General features: G+C 55.0%; 18 protein-coding genes and 1 tRNA gene. 12 read left to right on the plus strand and 7 right to left on the minus strand.

Annotated elements, in window-relative coordinates; all coding sequences use genetic code 11:
* Positions 1-152: 152 nt before the first annotated feature.
* Positions 153-1,703: a BBP7 family outer membrane beta-barrel protein gene (locus KF752_05970; protein ID MBX3421087.1), complete on the minus strand. Its 1,551-nt coding sequence runs from the start codon at positions 1,701-1,703 to the stop codon at positions 153-155.
* Between the two features lie 576 nt (positions 1,704-2,279).
* On the opposite strand from KF752_05970, the gene KF752_05975 reads away from it, so the two are divergent.
* The 4 genes from KF752_05975 to KF752_05990 all read left to right on the plus strand — a co-directional run bounded on the left by KF752_05975 (position 2,280) and on the right by KF752_05990 (position 5,439).
* On the plus strand, positions 2,280-2,537 hold the full coding sequence (locus KF752_05975) for a DUF4404 family protein (GenBank protein ID MBX3421088.1): 258 nt from the start codon (positions 2,280-2,282) through the stop codon (positions 2,535-2,537).
* 6 nt (positions 2,538-2,543) lie between these two features.
* Positions 2,544-3,104 carry a dCTP deaminase gene (locus KF752_05980; GenBank protein ID MBX3421089.1) on the plus strand — a complete coding sequence of 187 codons (561 nt, stop codon included), beginning with the start codon at positions 2,544-2,546 and terminating at the stop codon, positions 3,102-3,104.
* Positions 3,101-4,090, plus strand: coding sequence for a hypothetical protein (locus tag KF752_05985; protein MBX3421090.1), 990 nt, complete (start codon positions 3,101-3,103; stop codon positions 4,088-4,090). The genes KF752_05980 and KF752_05985 overlap by 4 nt, the downstream gene beginning before the upstream one ends.
* 92 nt (positions 4,091-4,182) lie before the next feature.
* Positions 4,183-5,439, plus strand: coding sequence for a 6-phosphofructokinase (locus KF752_05990; protein ID MBX3421091.1), 1,257 nt, complete (start codon positions 4,183-4,185; stop codon positions 5,437-5,439).
* Between the two features lie 107 nt (positions 5,440-5,546).
* On the opposite strand, the gene KF752_05995 is transcribed toward KF752_05990, so the two are convergent.
* The gene (locus KF752_05995; protein ID MBX3421092.1) at positions 5,547-6,422 is read right to left on the minus strand and encodes a DUF1571 domain-containing protein; all 876 of its coding nucleotides are present in this window, start codon (positions 6,420-6,422) and stop codon (positions 5,547-5,549) included.
* 586 nt (positions 6,423-7,008) lie between these two features.
* Here KF752_05995 and rlmN point away from each other — a divergent pair.
* The 6 genes from rlmN (at position 7,009) to KF752_06025 (ending at position 13,539) form a co-directional block, all read left to right on the plus strand.
* Positions 7,009-8,082: a 23S rRNA (adenine(2503)-C(2))-methyltransferase RlmN gene (gene rlmN / locus KF752_06000; protein ID MBX3421093.1), complete on the plus strand. Its 1,074-nt coding sequence runs from the start codon at positions 7,009-7,011 to the stop codon at positions 8,080-8,082.
* Positions 8,079-9,113, plus strand: a complete 1,035-nt coding sequence (tsaD, locus tag KF752_06005; GenBank protein MBX3421094.1) for a tRNA (adenosine(37)-N6)-threonylcarbamoyltransferase complex transferase subunit TsaD — start codon at positions 8,079-8,081, stop codon at positions 9,111-9,113. Before rlmN ends, tsaD begins: the two co-directional genes overlap by 4 nt.
* A 67-nt stretch (positions 9,114-9,180) precedes the next feature.
* Positions 9,181-10,038 carry a hypothetical protein gene (locus tag KF752_06010; protein ID MBX3421095.1) on the plus strand — a complete coding sequence of 286 codons (858 nt, stop codon included), beginning with the start codon at positions 9,181-9,183 and terminating at the stop codon, positions 10,036-10,038.
* Positions 10,039-10,338: 300 nt separating this feature from the next.
* Positions 10,339-11,910 (plus strand): bifunctional phosphoribosylaminoimidazolecarboxamide formyltransferase/IMP cyclohydrolase, encoded by a 1,572-nt coding sequence (gene purH / locus KF752_06015; GenBank protein ID MBX3421096.1) that lies wholly within the window; start codon positions 10,339-10,341, stop codon positions 11,908-11,910.
* 44 nt (positions 11,911-11,954) lie between these two features.
* Positions 11,955-12,740, plus strand: coding sequence for an indole-3-glycerol phosphate synthase TrpC (trpC, locus tag KF752_06020; GenBank protein ID MBX3421097.1), 786 nt, complete (start codon positions 11,955-11,957; stop codon positions 12,738-12,740).
* A 46-nt stretch (positions 12,741-12,786) separates the two neighbouring features.
* Positions 12,787-13,539, plus strand: a complete 753-nt coding sequence (locus KF752_06025) for a sulfite exporter TauE/SafE family protein (protein ID MBX3421098.1) — start codon at positions 12,787-12,789, stop codon at positions 13,537-13,539.
* Between the two features lie 66 nt (positions 13,540-13,605).
* Here KF752_06025 and polA read toward each other — a convergent pair whose 3' ends face one another.
* The 5 genes from polA to KF752_06050 all read right to left on the minus strand — a co-directional run bounded on the left by polA (position 13,606) and on the right by KF752_06050 (position 21,626).
* Positions 13,606-16,446, minus strand: a complete 2,841-nt coding sequence (polA, locus tag KF752_06030) for a DNA polymerase I (GenBank protein MBX3421099.1) — start codon at positions 16,444-16,446, stop codon at positions 13,606-13,608.
* Between the two features lie 220 nt (positions 16,447-16,666).
* The gene (locus tag KF752_06035) at positions 16,667-20,281 is read right to left on the minus strand and encodes a c-type cytochrome (protein ID MBX3421100.1); all 3,615 of its coding nucleotides are present in this window, start codon (positions 20,279-20,281) and stop codon (positions 16,667-16,669) included.
* A 232-nt stretch (positions 20,282-20,513) separates the two neighbouring features.
* Positions 20,514-20,846: a hypothetical protein gene (locus KF752_06040; protein MBX3421101.1), complete on the minus strand. Its 333-nt coding sequence runs from the start codon at positions 20,844-20,846 to the stop codon at positions 20,514-20,516.
* 136 nt (positions 20,847-20,982) lie between these two features.
* Entirely contained in the window at positions 20,983-21,198 is a 216-nt protein-coding gene (locus KF752_06045; protein ID MBX3421102.1) for a hypothetical protein, read from the minus strand.
* A gap of 74 nt (positions 21,199-21,272) precedes the next feature.
* Positions 21,273-21,626: an integration host factor subunit beta gene (locus tag KF752_06050; protein MBX3421103.1), complete on the minus strand. Its 354-nt coding sequence runs from the start codon at positions 21,624-21,626 to the stop codon at positions 21,273-21,275.
* Between the two features lie 264 nt (positions 21,627-21,890).
* Here KF752_06050 and KF752_06055 point away from each other — a divergent pair, with 264 nt between their 5' ends.
* Both KF752_06055 and KF752_06060 read left to right on the plus strand, forming a co-directional pair.
* A complete protein-coding gene (locus KF752_06055; protein MBX3421104.1) occupies positions 21,891-22,829 on the plus strand; it encodes a putative 2-dehydropantoate 2-reductase in 939 nt (312 codons plus the stop codon).
* Between the two features lie 174 nt (positions 22,830-23,003).
* Positions 23,004-23,077, plus strand: a tRNA-Met gene (locus KF752_06060).
* Positions 23,078-23,097 lie beyond the last annotated feature (20 nt).

Genomic DNA, 23,097 nt, shown 5'->3' on the forward strand with positions numbered 1-23,097 from the left:
GCGCAGTTGGTCTGCCGCGTGCGGGTGCGGCCGTCAGGTGAAGCGCATTGCTAAATGCAAAAAGCTCGACCAAATCCAACTGGATGGTCGAGCCTTGCGTTTTATTGCGCGTTAGCAGTTGATGCCGTTTGCTCGCATTCCGGGTGTGGTGACTACCAGCGGAATTCGAGTCCATAGCTCAGACCATGTACCCAATAATCGGTTTGCCGGAACTGAAACTGAGGTCTGAGTGGACCAGTAAATGGATTCGTCTCGGGGGGTAGTAGGTTGGTATTAACGTCTAGGTCAACTTGATCGCCTGGCCGGACCACATTGCCCATGTAGATCAGCGTGTAACCGATGGTGCCCCGCAGGCGACGAGTCAATTGATAGCCAACCGTAGCACCCAATTCAGGGATCATCGTAAACCGATCTCGTTCGTATACGCCAATGTTGGTGCGTTGAGTCAAAAAGCCAGCATTGTGGTTGGTTGTCACGTTGTTTTCGGTGATCGCTGTCGAACCGTCGATCATCACCGTCTGGTGCATGTTACCGATGGCGACGCGCATCAGAGTATCCAGCGACCACCAGCCGCGACGACCTTGCCAGACAACACCCAGTTCGCCACCGTTGAATTGATTGCGAGTGCGGAACTGGTCGATAATGTCAAACGTACCTTGTCCGTTGTTAATCGTTGAGTTATTGGCCAAGGTGGTCAGTTGTTCACGGATTCGCAGGCCGTCGGACAATTGCCAAAAGCGATAGCCAGCCGTTAAATCCAGTCGTGTCGAAATCGGTACTGTTTGACAGCGCCAATCGGAGTAACCGCAGCCGCTGTTGCAGCACATCTGACGGCGAAAGCGGAACCCAGCACCGTACAACTGATTGGTCAGATCGACACTCACGCTGCCGCGTATGACGTTTGGAAAGGCAACCAATTCTGCATCATTCGCACCGGCGTTGGCACCGGGTCGCATGTTGATGAAAGGTCGCGCCAGAATCTGAGAGCCCGTAGCTCCGGTGGATTGTGCGAAGAATGATTCATTCTTTTCGCTAAGACCGACATATTCGCCTTCCAGACCCAATCCGGGGCATGATCCCAACCATGTGCCGAAGCGAATGCGAAAACCGCTGGTTGCATCGGTCAAGTTATCGTCGTCGTCGCCAAAAAGTACTGATGTACCTGTGCGTCCTAACACGCCGGCGTTAGCACGAATCGTACCGGTTGGGCTGGTCGTCACCAGTGGAGGCAGGCGCATGCCGGACTGATACCATGTCAAGCCTTCGGCGTGAACCCAGCCATGAGCGGGTAGTGTGATGTATACGCGACCGTAGTTTTGATAGCACAAATCGCCGTAACCGCCCACGTTGCATGGTCCGCAACCGGCGGTTCCGACCGAACCGCAGCTATCGCAGCCGCCACCACCGCAAGAACTGCATCCGGCACTGTCCGAGCCAGAGTAATGGCCCCCGTCATGAATTATCTCACCATCCATCACCACCGAATCGTGAGCTGCAGAACGCACCGCAGCAGCTTGAGCAACTTCGCTCCGTTTGCCTGCAGTCGGTTTGCCCTCCGATTTCTTGGCGGTAGGCTTCTTCTGGATTTCAGTACTTTGGCTGGACGGGGTCTTAGCGGCGCCAGGCCGTTGCTGTCCCAAGCTGGGTGCGACAGTCGCTAACTGCCAAGCAATGACTGCGATCAGGGCAATGTTTCTCTTCACGGTTCCATGCCTTCCATAGCAAAACAAGCTATTTTGGGCGGCCATACACTGATTTGGGGGGCCGCAAACTCAACCCAAGCGCACAACTCCTTGGGTTATGTACTTGCGTATCGACTAGCCGAGCGCGGAAATCTTAGCCCAAGCCAGAAATATTTCGTTTTTAGTACAACCCCCCCAAGCCATAAACTCTAACAGTGATGGGGCTAGCATTCAGATTGAGCCTGGTAGGTCGAGGCTGGGGCTGTAGCCAGAAGCCGGGCGAACCGACCGCCGGGCTCACCCGGCGGGATGTGAATGCCCTTGGCTTGTCCAGGCGATCGTTGCGTTTCCAGCTTCATCGCAGCATCCAATACACAACGCCCATCGTCCAAGGTATGCTATCAACGTCGACCGTGGTTTGTCCCCTAGGGACTCGATATTGGTAACATGCATCCACCGTCGCCCTGCTGGCTGGTCACCCTGCTGGCTGGTCCCATTTCGTCCCTAAGGGGCGTTTTTTGCTTAGCTCATAACCACTTTGCTACCAACATTTGGTCCCTACGGAACATTTTACGCGGCAGGAATCGGAGTCTCATCATGCGCCAGACACTCGAAGAAACGCTTGACCAACTCCACCAGCAGCTCTCACATGCCGAGAACCTCGGCGATCAGCAGCGAACTAGACTTCGCGAGGCTGCCGACGAGATACGTCAGACGTTAGACGACGCGGCGGTAGATTCTGCCGGACTGGCTCAGCGGCTGAAGTCGGCGGCGGCTCAGTTCGAGCATTCACACCCGCAATTAACCAATACCATCGGCCGAGTTGCCGATCTCTTGTCGCAAATGGGGATTTGAACGGAAATGATCTTATCTGGTGAGGAAATCAAGCGACGGCTGGGCGGCGACATCAAAATTGAGCCGTTCCATCCGGAGCAACTCAACCCCAACAGCTACAATCTGTCGTTACACGATGAATTGCTAGTGTACGAAGAGGTGGTAATCGACATGAAAGTGCCGAATCGGTATCGGCGTATTGCGATTCCTGCGGAAGGGTTGGTATTGAGTCCGAATCAAATCTATTTGGGTCGCACTATTGAGCACACCGAGACTCACAATCTGGTTCCAATGATCGAAGGCCGCAGCTCGGTCGGGCGGCTGGGGTTGTTCGTCCATGTGACGGCTGGCTTTGGCGACGCGGGCTTTAAGGGGCACTGGACTTTGGAAATGTTTGCTGTTCAGCCCGTGCGAATCTATGCTGGAACCCAAATCTGTCAGCTCTTTTACCATACGCTGGAAGGCCAGGTGGTAGAATATCGCTCGGGCAAGTACCAAAACAATCGCGACATTCAACCCAGCTTGCTTTACCGAGAGTTTGGTAAATGCGAAGATCAGCAACAACTGAAGCTTAACTTTACTCAGTGACCGGCACTCACGAAAAACTGACGCGGCGTAAGATACCGGCAGCACGGCCAGCGGGACGGCATCGCGCCTGGCCTGCGTGGCTGCTGTCTGGCATTGTGCACAGCAGCATTCTGACGTTGCTGACGCTATGGTGGACAAGTGGTCCCCAGGGAACCTTCCCCGGTGAAACTGGCCGACCGGTCGGTATCGCCATCGCCTACGACAACGCGGACCAGCAGGCTTACTACCATCTGACCGGAGTTGACGAGCAATCGCCGGCTGATTCGGATGCAGGCAGCCTGGCGGCCTTGTCCTCGATAACGCAGGCGTCACCCGCTGAACAGCAGTTGTTGGACGGCCTGTTGGCGGCGGTTGACGGTGGTGGCGCAGAGGCGGCCGGCGATTTGGGATTGGGCCAAGGCAAGTCGCAGCTACCGCAAGGTGGAAAGCCGTCGCTTGTTAAGACTCAAGTGTTTGGCATTGAAGGCCAGGGTTCGCGTTTCATCTATGTCTTTGACCGCTCGGACAGCATGAATGGCTTCGCGGGTAAGCCGCTAGGGCGCGCCAAGGCCGAGTTGCTGAGCAGCCTGGAATCGTTGGGGGAGACACACCAATTCCAGATCATTTTTTACAACGATACTCCGTTGCCCTATGGCGGCTTGCCCGATCGCGGTCCACAGTTGTTGCGAGGTGATAACCGCACGAAAGAACTGGCCACTCGATTCGTGCGCGAGATGACTGCTTCGGGAGGCACGAACCACATCGACTCGTTGCGCATGGCCCTGGCCATGGGGCCAGACGTAGTTTTCTTTTTGACCGATGCAGATTATCCCGTGCCCCCAGCCAGGGATCTAGATAACATCGTGACGCGAGCAGCTCGCAGTGGAACTACCATCCACTGCATTCAATTTGGTGATGGCGTCCGATCAACACGCAGCGGCTGGATCGCCGAGTTGGCAGCGGCTAGCGGTGGTCAGTTTCGTTATGTGGATGTTTCGCAGTTTTAGGCTGTGAACTTCCAACGTCTAGTAGCCCGCTGAATCATCGTCTAAAATGCGGCCACTTTTTTGGCAGCAGACTTGGTGTGAGGTTATTGGGAATGACGAAGAACGCATTTTATGCTCAGTCGGGTGGAGTTACAGCGGTAATCAACGCATCAGCATGTGGCTTAATCCAAACGGCTCGCAAGCATCGAGATAAAATCGGCACAGTGTTTGCGGGGCGCAACGGGATCATCGGGGCGCTGGTGGAAGAGTTGATCAATACCGATGCCGAGAGCGATGACAACATCGCTGCATTACGGCATACTCCAGCCGGCGCGTTCGGCTCGTGCCGCTACAAGCTCAAGAGTTTGGAAGCCAATCAGGCCGAATACGAGCGCCTGATCGACGTTTTTCGCGCGCATGACATCGGCTACTTTTTCTACAACGGTGGTGGCGATTCGGCGGATACTTGTTTCAAGGTCTCGCAACTGTCCGAGAAGCTCGGCTATCCCGTCCAAGCGATTCACGTTCCCAAGACGATCGACAACGACTTACCGATAACCGATAGTTGTCCGGGTTTCGGATCGGTAGCTAAATATATTGCCACGTCAACGCTCGAAGCATCCTTGGATGTGCGGTCGATGTCCAAGACATCTACCAAGGTCTTTGTATTGGAAGTGATGGGACGACATGCGGGCTGGATTGCGGCGGCAGGGGCTTTGGTTTCTGACCAAGATATTCCTGTGGTCACGTTGTTTCCAGAGATTGAGTTTGACGAGCAGGCGTTCCTGGCAGCCGTTCAGGCTAACGTAGCAAAATACGACTATTGCAGTGTCGTCGTTTCAGAGGGCTGTCACTGGCCCGACGGTCGCTTTCTGGCCGAACAGGGGACGCGCGACGCCTTTGGCCATGCACAATTGGGTGGCGCAGCCCCGGTAGTGGCCAATATGGTCAAGCACGGGCTGGGCTACAAATTCCACTGGGCCGTCGCCGATTATCTGCAGCGCGCCGCGCGACATATCGCTTCTAAGAATGACGTTGATCAGGCCTATGCTATGGGACAAGCTGCGGTCGAATTGGCGTTGGCCGGGCACAATGCCGTGATGCCCACCGTTGTCCGCAAGTCGTCGCGCCCATATCGCTGGCAGGTCGGCCACGCTCCACTATCTGAAGTGGCGAACGTAGAAAGATTCATGCCCCGCGATTTTATTACCGCCGATGGGTTTGGGATCACCGAGCCTTGCCGAGAGTACCTTTATCCGCTGATTGAAGGCGAGGATTTCCCGCCGTTTGAGCGGGGGTTGCCGTCCTACGTGACGTTGGCAAATGTGGCGGTAGCTAAAAAACTACCGGCATTTGAACTACGCAAGTAACTCTGCCGCCCGCCTCAAAAGGCGACGGCCAGCATCGTGTGGATGCTGGCCGCCGAGGAAGGAAACGTACTTACCGGAAATCGTGATCGGAACTCGCCTGTATTCGCTTAGAAGTTGTACTTAGGATTCTTGCGGTCGAAGTCGATGTCTTTGAGGCCGATGTTGATGCGGATGTTCTGATAGGTGTATTCTTCGAGTAGCTCGCCCTCGCCGCCGGGAGTTCTCGGCCAGAGGTAGGCCGCGTAACGAACGGGAACTTTGAGCTGTTCGTCGATAAATATTTCGGCGCGGTAAAAGTCGAAATGAGGTCGTTCGACGGGGTGTACCACGCTAATCAATGTTCCTGGACGATCGCCCAACTTGACTGTCTTTTGATCGACGAGGCATTCACCGTATTGACGATCACGTTCGCCTTTTTCGATTAACTTAATGCACAAGTTTTCGATGCCCACATCCGTTATCGGGTAGCGTTGGCCACGCATGGCAAGCATGCCGCAGGGGTCGAGTTCGACAGTAGGAATGAACCGGCCTTTCATGCCGCCTTCGTGGGCGATGACGTTGCCCTGGTTCTGATTCTCGATGTAGATCACTTCACGACCCTTCAGGTCGCTGGGTTTCAAGTACGCTAGATAGACGCTAAATGGAGTCCTGATGACTCCGTTCTCCACTTTGCGATTGCGAACTTTGATTCCCATGAACTCATGATCACCCAGCGTACCGTGGAGTCGCTCACGTTTGATCATGATGCCCGTATAATCGACGATGTTCTCGCGAACATACCGCAGAGTTTCGTGGGCCAAGTTCAGCGCCGGGTCCAGAGGATGATGCGTGTCACGACCCGCGTGATCGACCCGCGATACGCGATACACCGGCTCCGTTGTACTGCCCGAGGGCGATTCACCTCGCACCATCATTGGCAACGCCACAGCACCGCTGAGCGCCGAGCCTATCTCCAGGAATCGCCGACGACTTACTATACGCATTGGATTCCCCTTCCGTGGGAATGTTTGAATTGATCTCAGTTCACGGTGACCGAATGCATGCCTTTGGATGGTCTTCTTAATGAGCCACGCAATGGTCAGCGGGATCATGAACTACTGATGTGTATCGAAAATTCAACTGGACCATCGCTACCAAAAATCGCTGAACATGATTTACTGTCATTAGCTGAGTAATTGGAGTATTAAGTAAAACTGCACTTTGCCCGCACAGATTCACGCTGTAGTCGGTGTGTCGCTACACTGGTTGTCCGTCCCTACGCAAATTGTCCCGTAGTTGCGGCGTCAGAGCGCGGATCACTCGCCTGCGGTCTTTCTCGTTGAAAATGACTCATACCGGATTGCCCACTCCGCCTCCACCGCAAAACGGGTGGAAGGCGCTAGCTTGCTTTCGCGTTGGGTGGACTGTTCGAGACCATTTGAACCGCCCTGGAGTTGCCTGCGACAAGCTGGGATAAAGTCCTGGTAGGCCGGTAACGACTGGCAGCTAGCCATCGGCCAACCGATTTGCTATCAATCGCAGGGGTTAGCCCCTACCCCGCTTCATGGCGCGCAATCAGAATAGAGTTCCATGCTAACTCCGACCTCGAACCATGACGACCGACCCCATCTTCTGGACTGGGATGCAGTACGTCTGAAAGGCTGGCTGACCCACCAGGGCCATTCACCCTTTCGGGCTGCTCAAATCATGGGCTGGTTGTATCAGCGACGAGCCGAGTCGTTTGATGCCATGAGCGATCTGCCTAAGTCGTTAAGGGTACAATTAGGCGAGATGTTTCGCCTGTGGACCGGCGGCGTAGCCGCCCATCAAACCGCCGACGATGGCACGGAAAAACTGTTGTTTGATTTAGCCGATGGCGGGCGAATCGAATGTGTGCTATTGCGCGAGGACAATCGGCGCAGTATCTGCGTCAGTAGTCAGGTCGGTTGTGCCATGGGCTGCGTGTTTTGTGCAAGCGGGCTAGATGGCGTCGATCGCAATCTGTCTCGTGGCGAAATTATCGAGCAAATGTTGCGCTTGCAGCGTCTGTTACCTGCTGACGAGCGGTTAAGTCATATCGTGATGATGGGCATGGGAGAGCCGTTGGCCAATTTGGATTCGGTGTTAGCGGCGCTCGGTGCGGCCAGTGATTCGGACGGTCTGGGGATTAGTCCTCGGCGAATTACGATCAGTACAGTTGGGATACCGGCGGCCATTCAACGTCTGGCCCAGCACAGCACGCCCTATCAACTCGCGATCAGTCTGCATGCCCCCAACGACCAGCTTCGCAATCGACTGGTACCGGTCAATCGCAAGATCGGCATCCAGTCGATTATGGACGCAGCGGATCACTATTTTCTGACTACAGGTCGCCGGATTACCTTCGAGTACGTGTTGTTAGCGGGAATTAATGACTCAGAGGCCTGTGCCCGCGAACTAGTTGGTTGGCTACGTGGCCGCGTGAGTATGTTAAACGTGATTCCTTACAATCCGGTCAGTGGCCTACCCTACACCACTCCCAGTGCTGTATCCATTAACGTCTTTCGCAGGGTGCTGTTGGATGCTGGGATTAATGTCATGTTTCGACAACGCAAAGGAGACGGTATCGACGCCGCTTGCGGACAATTGCGCCGCCAACGCGATGCCGAGACGTCAATCGGATGAGACGACTGTTGGTGACCTTGGAGACGACCTGCGACGAAACGGCAGCGGCGGTCATCGATGATCGGCGGCGCGAAATTGCTTCTGCCGTTGCCAGCCAGGAGCAGGTGCATCAGCGGTTTCATGGCGTGGTGCCGGAATTGGCTGCCCGTGCGCATCTGGAGCGTATCGTGCCGATCGTTAGTCAAGTGCTGGAAGCGGCCCGCGTCGTCCCAGACGAGGAGTTGGTGGCCGTGGCTGTCGCTACCGAACCTGGATTGCCTGGGTCACTGCTGGTCGGGCTGGCCGCTGCCAAAGCGCTGTGCGTTGCCTGGAAGAAACCACTCGTGTCGATCAACCATATCCATGCACACGTCTATGCCTGCCAGCTAGGGCGTGTCGAGTCGATTTTTCCCTGTCTGGGATTGGTGATTAGCGGCGGGCATACTCACTGGTATCGTTGTCAATCAGCCGATGATTGGCAATTGTTGGGCGGAACGATTGACGATGCTGCGGGGGAAGCGTTCGACAAAGTCGCTGTCATGTTGGGGCTGGCCTACCCCGGTGGCGCTCATATCGCTCGCCTGGCCAGGTCTGGCAATCCTCGCGCCTACGCCCTGCCGCGACCGCTGGTCAACGATCAGAAGACTTTGAATTTCAGCTTTTCAGGGCTAAAAACGGCTGTGCGATATCATTTGGTGGCCGCTGGCAAGCAGGATTTTTCCGCATTGCAGCTTAGCGACTATCAGCGCGCCGACATGGCGGCCAGCTTCCAGCAGGCGTTGATCGACTGTGTGCTGGCCAAGGCTGAGCTGGCGCTCGTGCAAACAGGGCTGCAGCGACTGTGCGTTGGCGGTGGAGTTGCCGCCAATCAGCAACTGCGACGAGAATTGCAGCACTTATCCCAGCGGCGCGGTGTCGAGTTGATTATTGCGCCAGCTGAGCTATGTACGGATAACGCAGTGATGGGCGCAATCGCTTGGGAGAAGATCGAGCGAGGCCAGTTTTCCAGTCTGGATATCGACATTCAGCCCGGCTTGCTGCGGCGGGCCTAGTGAAACCCGTCGCAGTTGGATTACATTGGATGCATTGCCATCCCCATATCCCCAAAGATGAAGCCACATGTCGATTCAGTTTTCATGCACGTCCTGCCAGCACAAGCTGTCGGTGGACAATCGACTGGCAGGCAAAACCGGCAAGTGCCCCAAGTGTGGCCAGGCGGTCCAGGTACCGAAACTCAAACAAAATTCTGAAACGGCTCCAGCAGCCCATCCGCCAACTGCGCTCAGCAACGTACTGGATCAATTAACCGAGTCGGACTTTAACCGCACTTCTCCCTTCCAAAGCGTCTATTCTCCGCCAAAACCCAAGGCGACCAATCACGAGCTACTGAATCGCGCGGTCCAGGAGGAGAAAAAATCCAAGAGCAAAAGCAAGGCCGAAAACAGTATCCCGGTGCTGATCGTACTGTATTCGATGCAGAATATCTTCCAGTCGTTGTGCATGTTGTTGATGGTAATCGTGTTGCTATTTTATCCTGCGACCATCAGTGAGGGGATTAAGTACGTGCCGTTTGTCGGTGCTGGTGTCGGTACCGGCGCAGTGCTGATGAGTTTCATGGCGGCTATTATGATGCTGGCCGGTGTCGGGCTGCCGACCAAGCGCTTATGGGGCTACATAGTTGGCTTCTCCAGCTATGCGTTCTTCGCTGTAATCCACGCTGGTAACGTGATTGCGCGAACGGATGACCGCAATAGTGCCATCAACGCTGCAATCGCGCTCGTGCTGGCGGTTTTTCTGAGTTCTTATTTCGTTCGCAAGAGCTGCCTGCAGTTTTTTCGCATTCAGAGTTGGACGATTCCCAGCATGGCTGCCGGCTGCGGGCTGCTATTGGGGCTGATTGTCGCAGGAATGTATTTTGTCACCGGGGTCTATCAGCCGCTGGACTACATCGAAATCCCGGAAGAGGCTGTGCCGTAGGTTCTGGTCGGCCCCAGACCCGCAGTACCTGGGGCATAGCCGGTCTACCATGGGCATGAACGGTTACCAAGAACCTCCGTGAACTATGGGACCAATTGATTCCAATTTGAATTTGGCTGCGATTTTGGGCTTGTACAACCCAGGGCAGCCACAGAAGCCTTGACCGAGTCAGGTGGTTCCCTAAAACAATGCGTCTGACTGGCAGGGGGTAGCCTGCGATTTTCGGGACGATTGTGGCAGAGACGGCTTCTTTTGGAATGACGCGAGTGAATGACTGTGCCTGAACGGAATGCATTGGAAATGGAAAACCCTCGGATTCGGCGAGCAATTATCAGCTGCAGCGACAAGATGGGGCTGGCGGATTTTGCGTCGGGCTTGGTGGCCTGTGGTGTTGAAATTTATTCCACCGGTGGCACGCGGCGGTATTTGGCCGACTACGGTGTGCCGTCGATTGAAGTCTCGCAGTACACCGGCTTTCCAGAAATGATGGATGGACGGCTGAAGACGCTGCATCCCAAGATTTTTGGGGGCATCTTAGCTCGTCGCGACATGGCCGAGGATCGCCAAGCTTTGCAGCAGCACGACATCTGCAGCATTGACTTAGTCGTGGTCAACTTGTATCCGTTCGAGGCCACCATTGCGCGTCCAGGTGTGACTCGCAATGAAGCTATCGAACAGATTGATATTGGTGGTCCGAGCTTGATTCGAGCAGCGGCCAAGAATCATGCCTTCGTGTCGGTTGTCACACGACCTGAACAGTATCGCGCTGTACTGGAAGAGATTCAGACTCAAAATGGAGCCACATCGCTGGCGCTGCGACGCAAATTGGCCGGCGAGGCTTTTGCGCTGACTTGCAATTACGACCAAGCAATCTCTGAATATTTTCGTCGTGATGCAGGCGGCGGCGAGTTTCCTCCGCATCTGACCGTTCGCTTAGAGCGCCGTGGACTGTTGCGATACGGCGAAAACCCGCATCAAAAAGCGGCCGTATATCGTACCCCAGCGTCCCACACGGCTAGCATCGTCAGCGCTCGACACATTCACGGCAAAGAACTGTCGTACAACAATATTTTGGACCTGGATAGCGCACTGTCGATCGTGCGCGGCTTTGCCGATCCGGCAGCGGTGGTCATCAAGCACAACAATCCTTGCGGTGCCGCGACAGCCTCCGAGCTGGCGGTGGCCACTCTCAGTGCATTGAATGGTGATCCGCTGAGCGCTTTTGGGGGTGTCATTGGGTTGAATCGTACAGTCGATGCCCAGACGGCAGAGTTGTTAGTCGAGCCAGGACGTTTCGTTGAAGCGATCGTTGCCCCCGATTTTGAAGCTGGGGCGGTTGGCATTTTGACCACTCGGCCCACCTGGCGCGACAGCGTACGGCTGATTCAAGTTGGACAGTTGGAATCACTGGAGTCCGAACTCGCGGTGCGCTTCGTTACAGGGGGGGCATTGCTACAGGAAGCCGACATCTTGCCAGCCATGCAGAATCAGTGGAAATGCGTTACTCAAATGTCAGTTGATCCACGGTTGCAAGTCGATATCGACTTTGCTTGGGAAATGGTGCGACACGTCCGCAGTAACGCGATTGTGCTGGCTCGCGATCGAGCGCTAGTCGGTGTGGGGGCCGGCCAAATGAGTCGCGTGGATAGCGTCGAGATTTCGTTGCGAAAAGCGGGAGAACGAGCCATCGGCAGTGTTCTGGCGTCAGACGCTTTCTTTCCGTTTCCGGACTCGATCCAAGCAGCGGCTCAAGCCGGCGTCGTGGCCATTATTCAGCCCGGAGGTTCGCGGCGCGACGATCAAGTGATTGCTGCCTGCAATCAACATCGTATTGCCATGATTTTCACGGGCGCTCGGCACTTCAAGCACTGAGCAATGCGTTTTCGAGTTTTTCAGTTGGCAGTGCGCGATTTTCGATGACCAAAATTCTGGATAAGATACTGGCCCACAAGCGGACGGAGATCGAGCAGGCCGGTCGAGTGCGTCCGCTGCGCGACATGATGAAATTGGCAGATGATGCTCCGCCCACCCGCGATTTTATTGAGCCATTGCGACATGCGCCGCCTATTCGCTTGATCGCTGAAGTTAAGAAAGCTAGTCCCTCCAAAGGCGTGATACGTCAGAACTTTGATCCGGTAGAGATCGCCAGGGCCTACGAAGCGGGTGGAGCGAGCTGTCTGAGCGTCCTGACGGATGTTCATTTCTTTCAGGGATCGCTGGATTACCTACGCAGCATTCGGTCGAGTGTTTCGCTGCCACTGCTGCGGAAGGATTTCATTATCCACCCCTATCAGGTTTTTGAGGCACGTGCCGCTGGAGCCGATGCTATTCTGCTGATTGCTGAGTGTTTGGATCAGCGGGAATTGAAGAGCCTGTACCAGCTAGCCACGGAACTTGGCATGTCGGTGTTGATTGAGTTGTATGATGAACGGAATTTAGATAATGTGCTCTCCACCGGTGCGGCGCTGGTCGGTGTGAATAATCGCGACTTGCAGACTTTCAAGGTTGACTTACAGCACACGATTCGGCTTCGACGCCAAATTCCGGATGACAAAGTGGTGGTTGGTGAAAGCGGTATCGAGACAACGGCAGATGCTCGAATGCTAGAGTCCAATCGCGTACAAGCCATGCTGGTCGGCGAATCGCTGATGCGTCAAGCTGATGTCGGTTTGGCCACTCGCCAGTTGTTGGGGCTGAGCTGATGCCCAGATGCCCTGTCTTGATCTCGCTTGAGTCGATTTGCCGATAATGTTCATCGATCTGCATCCAGGAGACTGGGGATTGCTGGCGCTAGCCGCTCTTGGACTGGGCGTTTCCAAAAGTGGGCTGGCCGGTGTCAGCATGCTGCACGTCCTGATCTTTGCCCACGTTTTCGGTGCCAAGGTCTCCACGGGTGTGGTATTGCCGCTGTTGGTCGTTGGCGATCTGTGCGCGATTCGAGCTTTTGGCGATCAAGCACAATGGAGTATCTTTCGGCGACTATTGCCACCGGCACTGATTGGTGTCGTCATCGGTACCGGCCTGATGGGATACTTGGATGAGCGACAGTTCAGGCCTCTGGTGGGGGGCATCATTCTGACTTTGACGCTATTGCAGCTCCTTCGGCTCTGGCGGCCAACCGCACTTGAGCGAATTCCTCATTCTTCCTGGTTCGCGTGGAGCCTGGGGCTGTTGGCAGGTATAACGACGATGCTAGCCAACGCGGCCGGGCCCATCGTAGCCTTATACCTGTTAGCGGTTGCTCTGCCTAAGCTGGAATTGGTGGGTACCGGAGCTTGGCTGTTTCTAGCGATTAACCTCTTCAAATTGCCTTTCAGTGCTTGGGCGCTGGGGTTGATAACGCCTGAATCGCTTGCGATCAACGCGGTGTTGGCCCCGATTGTGCCGCTGGGCTTAGTCCTGGGGGGATGGCTGGTCAGGCGGATTAGCCAATTCTGGTTCAACGTGTGCTTGTTAGCCTTTACCGGGGCGATCTCGTTGCGATTGGTTGGGCTTTACTAGAACGTCGCCAAGATCGGTACTAAACCTGCTCTGCATTTGCAGCTAGTCTATCCGGATCAGGCAACCTCAATGAGCCGCCAGCCAGTTCGGTCCGTAGCCCGTTTCGACCACTAACGGTACTTTCAGCGGCAGCGCAGTGGACATAGCCTGTTTGATCACCGGTATCACGCAGTCGATTTCCTGGCGGTGCATGTCGAATACGATTTCGTCATGCACCGTCAACAGCATTTTGGTTTGGAATTCGCCCTGCTGCAGTTCGCGGTGCACGGCGATCATGGCCAGCTTGAGTATGTCTGCGGCCGTACCTTGAATCGGACTGTTCATGGCCAGTCGCTCGGCGGCTTGTGCTGCAGTCCGGCTGCGCGAGTTGATGTCGCGAATATTCCGCCTGCGTCCCGTTAACGTTTGGACATAGCCGTGCTGCCGCGCAAATTCGATGGTCGATTCAATGTAGCCTTTGACCTGCGGATATTCTTCAAAGTAGGCCCGTATCAGCTGGGCGGCTTCGGACTTGGGAATGTTCAATCGTTGCTGTAGTCCAAAAGCAGAAATGCCATAGATGATTCCAAAGTTGACCATCTTGGCTTGCGCTCGCATCTCGCGAGTGACCAAGCCCAATGGGACGTTGTGAACTTTGGCAGCCGTCATGGCATGGATATCGACGTCTTGTTGAAACGCCTCTAACATGGCTTGATCGCCGCTCAGTTCAGCCATAATTCGCAGTTCAATCTGCGAATAGTCGGCCGACAGAATCAAGTAGTTTTCATTGCGCGGTACAAAAGCAGCTCGGATTTCGCGACCTCGCTGTTTGCGAATCGGTATGGTTTGCAGATTGGGTTCGGTTGACTGCATGCGCCCGGTAGCCGTCCAGGCCTGGCCGTAAACCGTATGCAATCTGCCGGTGCGTGGATTGACGTAGGCGGGTAATTGATCCACATAGGTTCGTTTGAGCTTAGTAGCGTTGCGGTACTCCAATATCTCCTTGACGATCGCATGTCGTCCGCTCAGTCGTTCAAGTTCCGACTCGCGGGTTGAATACTGTCCAGTGGCAGTCTTCTTTGGCGCTCCATCGATGTGCAGTTCATCATACAACACGGCGCCCAGTTGACGTGGCGAGTCGATATTGAATGCGTGGCCCGCCATCTCAAAAATCCGTTGTTGCAGTTTCGTGATCTCTGATTCCAGTACTGCCGAGAACTCCCGCAGCGCATGGCTGTCCAGCCGAATGCCCTCATGTTCCATATCGACCAGCACGCTGGTCAACGGGAATTCCACCTCGTAACACACTCGGCTAATCCCTTCCGAGTCCATTCTGGGCCGTAGAATTTCAGCCAGCTGCAGCGTGATGTCGGCATCTTCACAGGCGTAGGGAGCAAGTTGGTCTAGTGGAACGTCGGCCATCGAGCGTTGTTCGGCGCCTTTGGGACCGATCAACTGATCGATCTTGATCGTGTGATAGTCCAGATATCGCAGCGCTAGATGATCCATCCCATGTTCGCCATCTGGCTCAAGCATCATGTGAGCCAGCATCGTGTCGAAGGTCGGTCCACGCAACTCGAATCCATGCCACTTCAACAATGTAAGATCGTACTTTAAGTTATGCCCGATCTTGGTGATCTGGGGAGCTTGCAGCGCTGGGAGCAATTGTTGCAATACTCGTCGAGCCTCCTGAGTCTCGTCGGGGCAGACTACATAGAAAGCTTCGTGAGGCTGCAGGGCAAAGGCGATTCCCAAAGGTCGAGCCGAGCGCGGATCTAGTCCGGTAGTTTCACAATCAAAGCAAAATTGATGTGCTGCCAGCAGCTTGTCCAGCAGCTCGGCCCGTTGTTGTTTCGACTGCACAACGTGGTAATTAGCCCCGAGCGAGTAGATGTTCTTGCCCATCGACTGGCAGACGCCCGAAGACTGGGTTTCTAGGTTGGCAGTCTGCTGGCGATAGACGTCATCGGCGGTTTCTCGAACGGTTGGTTCAACAGCCAGCAGTGGCAAGAAACCAGGAGGTGTCGCTGCAGAATCAGCTTCACCAAACAAGCGTTTGCTTAATGATTCAAACTCCAGTTCCTGAAATAACTGCTTGAGCTTCGTAGTGTCATACCTTTGCCAAACAAACTCCTCGAACTTGAATGAGTGCGGAACATCCAATTGGATGGTAACCAGTTGCTTGGACAGTCTCGCCTGCTGGGCGTAGGTCTTCAGACTCTCGCGCTGCTTGCCTTTTAACTGGTCGGCGTGGTCCAGCAAGCTTTCCAACGATCCGAACTGCTGGATCAGCTTGGTTGCCGTCTTGGGACCGATGCCAGGCACGCCCGGAATGTTATCGCTGCTGTCCCCCATCAGTCCCAGGATATCAATGACTTGTTGGATGTCCTGTATTTCCCATTTGGCCAGGACTTCGGCCGGGCCGAACACTTCCGCAGTTCCGCCTTGCCGGCCAGGCTTGTAAATCTGAATATTGGGCCGCACTAATTGATCGTAATCCTTGTCGGGCGTGACCATCAGCGCGTGAAACCCTAGCTCAGCCGCCTGATGTGCCAGCGTGCCGATAATGTCGTCGGCTTCGTAGCCGGGAATGCGAAGGATCGGGATGTTGAACGCTTCCAGCAAACGATCGATCCATGGCAATTGGCTAACCAAATCTTCGGGCATTTGGTCGCGATGCGCTTTGTACTCTGGGAAGGCTATGTGACGAGCCGTAGGTTCAGGCGTATCAAACGCAGCAGCCAAATGGCTTGGCTGTTGACGGGCAATCAAATCCAGTATGGTATTGGCAACTCCAAAGACTGCCGAAGTACACTGGCCGCGACTGGTAAACCGCGGACTGCGAATGAGCGCAAAATGAGCACGATAAATCAGCGCCATCGCGTCCAGTAGCACTAGCTTTTTTTGATCCGATTCAGGTGTTGTCACAACCAGGTGTCTTTTCCATCAAAGTGTGGGAGAGGCATGACCTATGGCCCTGCGGACCCGGCCAGCGGGGGAGCGAATCGAGTTCACTTGTAGACCAAAACGTGCGTCGGCGACCTATTCGTTGCCGCAGCCGCTCCGGCGGCGGGTGGACGGGATTGGATCGTCTGGTAACGGAGCCTACGGATAGAACTTTATGAGCAGCTAGCCTAACTGCCGCAAACTACTTTTCTGCGGCGTGACTCAGGTACTGTAACAGGTCCCCTAACTGTTGTGCACTCAGTAGCTCGCTAAAATTGGCCGGCATTAGCGATTGATCTGTTTCGCGGCGCTGCACTATATCTGCCACAGCCACGGCCAACGGCTTAGCGTCCGAGCCAACCAGTTGCACGCTGAGGGCATCTTCCTGGCGTACTTGGCCGCTGACAATCGAGCCGTCATCCAGCAGCAGCGTGGTGACTCGAAATGCACGATCCACATTCAAATTGGGCAGCAACACGTCTTCGGCTAACCGCTCTGGGCCACGGGCAATCGCGCCATCTAATTGAGGACCAATCACCGTACCTTCGCCGCGAAGCTGATGACAATTGGCACAGTGTTGCTTAAAAACCTGCTGGCCGCGATGGGCGTCCGTTTGTGTCCAGTCGATGGACGACAACCGCTGACTGACCAGCGACGGGTCCAGGCCCGATTGATGAGCCGAGTCGATAAACCTCTGCAAGCGTTGACGTTTTTCGGGCGATAGCGATTGGGGTAGCAGCGCGCTCACGCCTCGCAGGCTAGCTGGGTTCAGCAGGCCGGCTTCCAACAATTCAGCCAGTATTTGACAGCCGTCTGCAGATTTCAACAATGACCTGGCCAGTATCGACTGCTGCGCGGCCGTAGCCGACTGGCTAATTTGCTGGGCGATCACCAGCCCTAGCTCGTCGGACAGCCCTTCACCGCTGCCTAGATGTCCTGCCACTAAGTCGGCGCGTCCAATGGCCAATGCTTGACTGACCAGCGTTGAGGCGAGTGATTTACCCTGGCCTTCCCAGGCAGCCGACAACAACCCAGCTCGCTGTCGAGGGCTGAGCGTCAAGCTGTCCAGTTGCTGCATCGTAGCCGGCTGGGTAGATCCACGCCGCAAAAGCGATGCGATGGCGGTAGTCCAGCGATCGGCATTTTGACTATCCAAGCTCGGTTCCGAAAATCGTCCGATTGCCACCCATGCAAATGCACCACCGCTGTCTCCATCCACAACTTGCAGCACCACCGACTGACCGGCTGCATCGGTCAAATCCCACTTGACTTCGACCGCTCGGTCATTGCGCGGTGGGTAAGCTTGTGCTAAAACACGGCCGGTCGTCGGCAAGATCAATCGTACGCGATTGAGTTGGTGGTCAGGCTTGTCGGGGAATCCGTTGTGGCCAGCCAACCAAAAAGACATCTGCCCGGGGCAGGTGAATGGCTCGCTGCTCAACGTGCCAACGTAGGCTTCACCACGTGACAAACTGCTGAGTAGTTCGGCAGCGGTTCCATCGGCGCATTGGCGAGTCTCCAATGACCAAGAACTTCCAGACAAATCTAACCACTGCATTCCGGGGCCATGGATGTTAAGGTGACTTGCTAAGCTTCCCACCAGTTCCTGCAAGACGGCCTGTAAATACGTCTGCAAGGCAGGTGGATGCTGACCAAGTCGTGATTGGAACTCGACTGCGATTCGATCAATCATTTTGGCTCGTTCGATCAAGTCGTTGCCCGCTACGTGCGTCGTCATGCTTAGCAACAGGTCCAGCAGTTCCTGGCTGGGATGTCGCGCTGCATGTTCGATAGCCGCCACGGTCAATTCATGCACAGCGGCGGGGCTGGAGGGGGTGTGCGAAATCTGATGTACAGCCGACAGGTATCTGAGCAGCGTTTCAGCGGCTTCGGAATTGGCAATGCCGGGTAACAACTGCGCCACGAACCACGCTTGATCCGATTTCAACCACTGTGCGTCTTTCATCCAGCGGTCGAACAACTGCCCAGTAGCCCCGTCGTTGCGCTGAAGAATATTGCGGATAGCGATACGGGCCGCCTGCAGTTGTACGGGATCGCTGGCGGCAGTGGCCAGCCCCGTACCTATCAAGGGTTCAATATGGGACGGGTGTCCTCTGCGTCCCAGCAACTCGATCGCGCGAACTACTACCTGAGGCTCATTATGTTGCAAGAGCTTGGTTGTCTCGGCCAGCAATTCAGGCATGCCATCGGGCTGTTCAGACCAGCCGTTGGCGATCGTTAGCAGCAATGCGATTAGTTGGTTGGAAGCGTTCGGGCTATCACTCCCGTGGATCAAATCCAAGATCATCGAAACTGGCAATTGATGTCGACGATGCAAAATCTCGACAGCGCTTAGTCGGAGGCGTGTTGGGCCTGCGGCATCTGTACTGATCTTTTCTAACTCAGTTCGACTGTAAGCCGGTCGAATCAACTCAGCTTCAATTGCCTGACGTCGCACCTGATGATTCTTACTAGCCAGTCCGCTGGATTTATGTGGTAACTCGGGCGAGCGAGTCTCTACCGCAGCGGAAGTCTGGTAGCGAATCCGCCAGATTCTTCCACTCAAACGATCGCGCTCTGGATGTTCCAATGGTACTTCGTAATGACCGATGATCTTGTTGTAAAAGTCGGCCACATACAGGCAGCCGTCAGGCCCTAAGCGGATATCGACAGGTCGAAACCAAGGGTCATCGCTCGTCATAAAGTCAGCCAGCTCGCGAGCTGTAACCGTGGCCCCCGTGCGAACCGGTGCGTTGCAATTGATGCGGCTGGTCATGACGTTGCCGCTGTAGAATAGCTGGCGATAGGCCGGTGGGAACTGATCCGCTTGATAGTATTCAACGCCTGAAATGGCGGTACTGGCATGCAAGTGATCCATCATCGACGGGGCAAATCCTAAGCCATCGTGAGGGCGACCAAAGCTGGGATAACAGCCGCCGGGCAACAGCGCGGTTAGCGGTTTGCTGTGGCAGTCGGCGGTGTACCATCCGCCCCATTGATCGCATGTCATACCGAAGGGATTAACCTGTCCGGCGGTATACAATTCGATGCGCGATCCATCGGCGCGAAAGCGAAACGTGTTGCCGGAGTGCATCTGAACGCGCGATCCATCGGCGGCAGTGACCTCCGAGCGATTGCTAAAGCCATGGCAAGCATATATCCAGCCATCACTGCCTTGGCGCAGCGCATTGATCATGCCGTGCGTGTCGCGCGAGGTATCGAATGGCCCAAGCAACTTATGATGGTGGTCAACGCGATCGTCGCCGTCGTTGTCTTGCAAATGCCAAACCCAGGGCAGGTTAAAACAGATCACTCCATCGGCAACAGGCAGCAAACCCATGGGAATATTGAGTTGGTCGGCGAAGGTCTTCACAGTATCGAACTGACCATCGCCAGTAGTATCCTCGATAATCTTAATCGAATCGCGTGGCGTGGTACCTTCTGGGGCTGCGTAGGGATATTCCCTGGTACATGTAACCCACAGCCGCCCCCGATGGTCGAACGCCATGTTCAGTGGCTTGTCAATTTGCGGTTCGGCAGCAACCAATTCTGCACTGAAGCCCGGTGGCAAACGGAATTTAGCTGCCTCGTCGGTCGGCGACAGCCACGGCGTTTCACGAACACCTTGACCAAAGATTGAGGCGGGAATGGTTGGTTCGTCGGCCCCACGATACTGGTCAGATTGACCATCCGCTTCGCCCGATGCCGTTTGTGCAGCCTGGGCCATTGGTGAGACGTATAGCGCACTCAGAACAATCGCTAGCCAACGAGCGACACAAACGATGCGCGCTCCCCACACGATCAAACTATTTACCATCTGGCTGCTTTCGTGAATCTTTGTTTGAGCCCGCTATGACTTGTTGCGCAAAATCCAGCATGTATCGACGCCCTAAAAACGTATCAGCCGATCTTTACTGGGTGCCCGCGTCCGGTCAAAACGGAGTCATCGGCAGCCAGGCAAAACATTCTAAACCATGGCATGTGACGACTGAAGGGCCTGGAAAACCAGAGGCTTGCCAGAGCTGCTATTCAGAACCGGCGCGTGACAACTAGCGTCTGGTCCACTGAGTGAAGCCTTTAGAGTAGCCAAAATGGCGGCCCCACTGAGTCGTTGGATTGCTGCCGAACCAACCGTAAGCATAGGCTGACTTGGCGGGCAGAATCTGCAACACATTAGGTTGAACGGTTGCGGCTGTTTCGCGACGATCCGCGCTTGAGAGCGTACGGTAAGAATGAGGCTGCGCGGTTGGTATCGGCGGAGCACTGTAATGCGTGCCCCACGGAAAATGAACGGGATGCTCGCCAAGCACGGTCGAACTGTTCAGGCAGAGGGTCAAGACCGCCGTCAGGCATGATCCGCTTGTTCGATACAATCGCCACATGTGGTGCTCCCAGAATTGCCAAACCGATTCTGGTAACAGCCTACGTCACGAATTGGCGCTAGGCAGTCTGCTGCAAGCTGTAATTCTTGCAGCTTGCTGAAAATGGCTCGTGGCCATCCCACCTCACCTGCACTCGCTAGATAACTCCACCGTGTACACGATAGGGAGTCATGTGGTCGGGTTGGTCGATCATCCAGAAGCGTTCCCACTCCTGGATCAACAGGCGCAAGTTTTCTGACGTATAGACCAACTGCTCGGCGCGGCGTTGAGGCAACGCGGAATACATCGGCAGGATACAGCCAGTGACCAAGAAGCTACTTGACAGTACTGCGGCACACAACCAGCGTTGCATCGTCTTCCTCCGTGAATCGAATCGCCATCCAAAGCCAGTCTGAATTGCCAGCCCCACGCTTGGGGAGCTTGACGTTATCCATCCAAATCGGCAACCGCTTCGTCAATATCTGCGTTATCCGAAGATCGCGCTCGCGTCACCGCCAGATCCTCCAGCAGCTGTACTCGAGCTTCCATCTCCTTGCCAGCCTTGAACGAAACCACAAATTTTTCAGCAACTTCAACCTGCCGACCGGTTTTCGGGTTTCTCGCTAGTCGAGCCTTGCGGCTCTTGACCTGAAAAACGCCAAAATTCCTCAGTTCGACCCGGCCCTCTTTGAGCATTGCCTCTACAATGCCCTCGAAGGTCAACTGAACAATCTCCTTTATTTGGAGTTGGGTCAGCCCTGTTTTGTCGGAAATCGACCTGACGATGTCTTTCTTAGTCACTTGACAAAGCTCCTTCGCCGAGGTAGCAAACGACGTAAGTCATTTGCTGACAGTAGGTTATACGGCGAAGTCTACTTTTGAAAACGACGGTCGTCAAGGCGTCTCGTCCTGGACAAACTGAATGGAAGCAATTATGCCACAACCAGAGCGCCCGGATAACAGATGGAATCGACTTCCTAGCCGACAAACTTTATCAAAACCGATCAAACAGTAGCATCGCTGCAGTTTATAAAGGAGTAAGACTTGACAACGAGACAACATGGCATGTCCTACGCCATCTTGGGGGTTGGGGCGGTTGGCGGGCTCTACGGAGGTTTGCTGGCGCAGGCTGGTTTTGATGTCCATTTCGTTGCCCGTAGCGATGTCGATCACATGCGCCAGCATGGTCTGCGGGTTGAATCCCCGCTCGGCGATTTTCATCTTCGCGAAGTGCAGGTCTACGGAGCTGCTCAAGAAATCCCGCAAGTCGACTGCGCTGTCGTGTGCTGGAAGTCGACTGACAATCACCATTTGTCTGAATTACTACCGCGTGTGTGCGGTCCAGAGTCCATCGTACTCGTGTTGCAGAATGGACTTGATGTCGAGCGCGCCGCAGCCGATCTGGTGGGCGCTGATCGCGTTCTGGGTGGATGTTGCTTCTTGTGCTCAAACAAAATTGGTCCAGGGCACATCCGCCATTTGGACTACGGCAGAATTGCCTTTGGTGAGTATGCCCCGGCCGGCCACCTGTCGGGTGTCGCGCGCATTACGTCCAGGATGCAACGCATCGCAGCCGATTTTATGGCGGCTGGGATCGAGATTGCTGCTCAAGAAAACCTGCACGAAGTGCGCTGGAAAAAGCTGGCTTGGAACATTCCATTCAATGGATTGTCCGTGGTGTTGAACTCAGATACCGAGGCCATTATGAACAATCCGCTGGTGAGACAATTAGCCGAAGAACTAATGATCGAGGTCGCGGCTAGCGCGGCTGCATGTGGCGTCCAGGTGACTCGCGAGCATATCGACCAGATGCTCGAATATACTCAGAACATGGTCCCGTACGCCAGCAGCATGTTGTTGGACTATCAAGCCAAACGGCCATTGGAACTGGAAGCCATCTTCGGAAATCCCATTCGCTTCGCCCAAGCCGGTGGATACCAGCCCGCCCGCATCGACATGCTCTATCGTCAGCTCAGCTTTTTGGACAGTCGCAATCGCAAATAGTCGGGCGAGCAAAATACTCCAGGTCTCTCGAATCGCCCTCAAAACGCGCTGTTGCAAGGAGTATACCGACCGATTTTCGCGATCACGACCTCTTGTCAAATCCCGCCGACTGGCCTTTAATCTGGTGGACAGTCGCGCGGTGGGGATGTGGCACAATCCCGCCTGAGCGCCTTTGGCGGAGTAGCTCAGTCGGTTAGAGCAGCGGAATCATAATCCGCGTGTCGGGGGTTCGAATCCCTCCTCCGCTATTTTGGAATGTGGGCGAGGT

Source organism: Pirellulaceae bacterium (assembly GCA_019636385.1).
Classification (GTDB): Bacteria; Planctomycetota; Planctomycetia; order Pirellulales; family Pirellulaceae; genus Aureliella.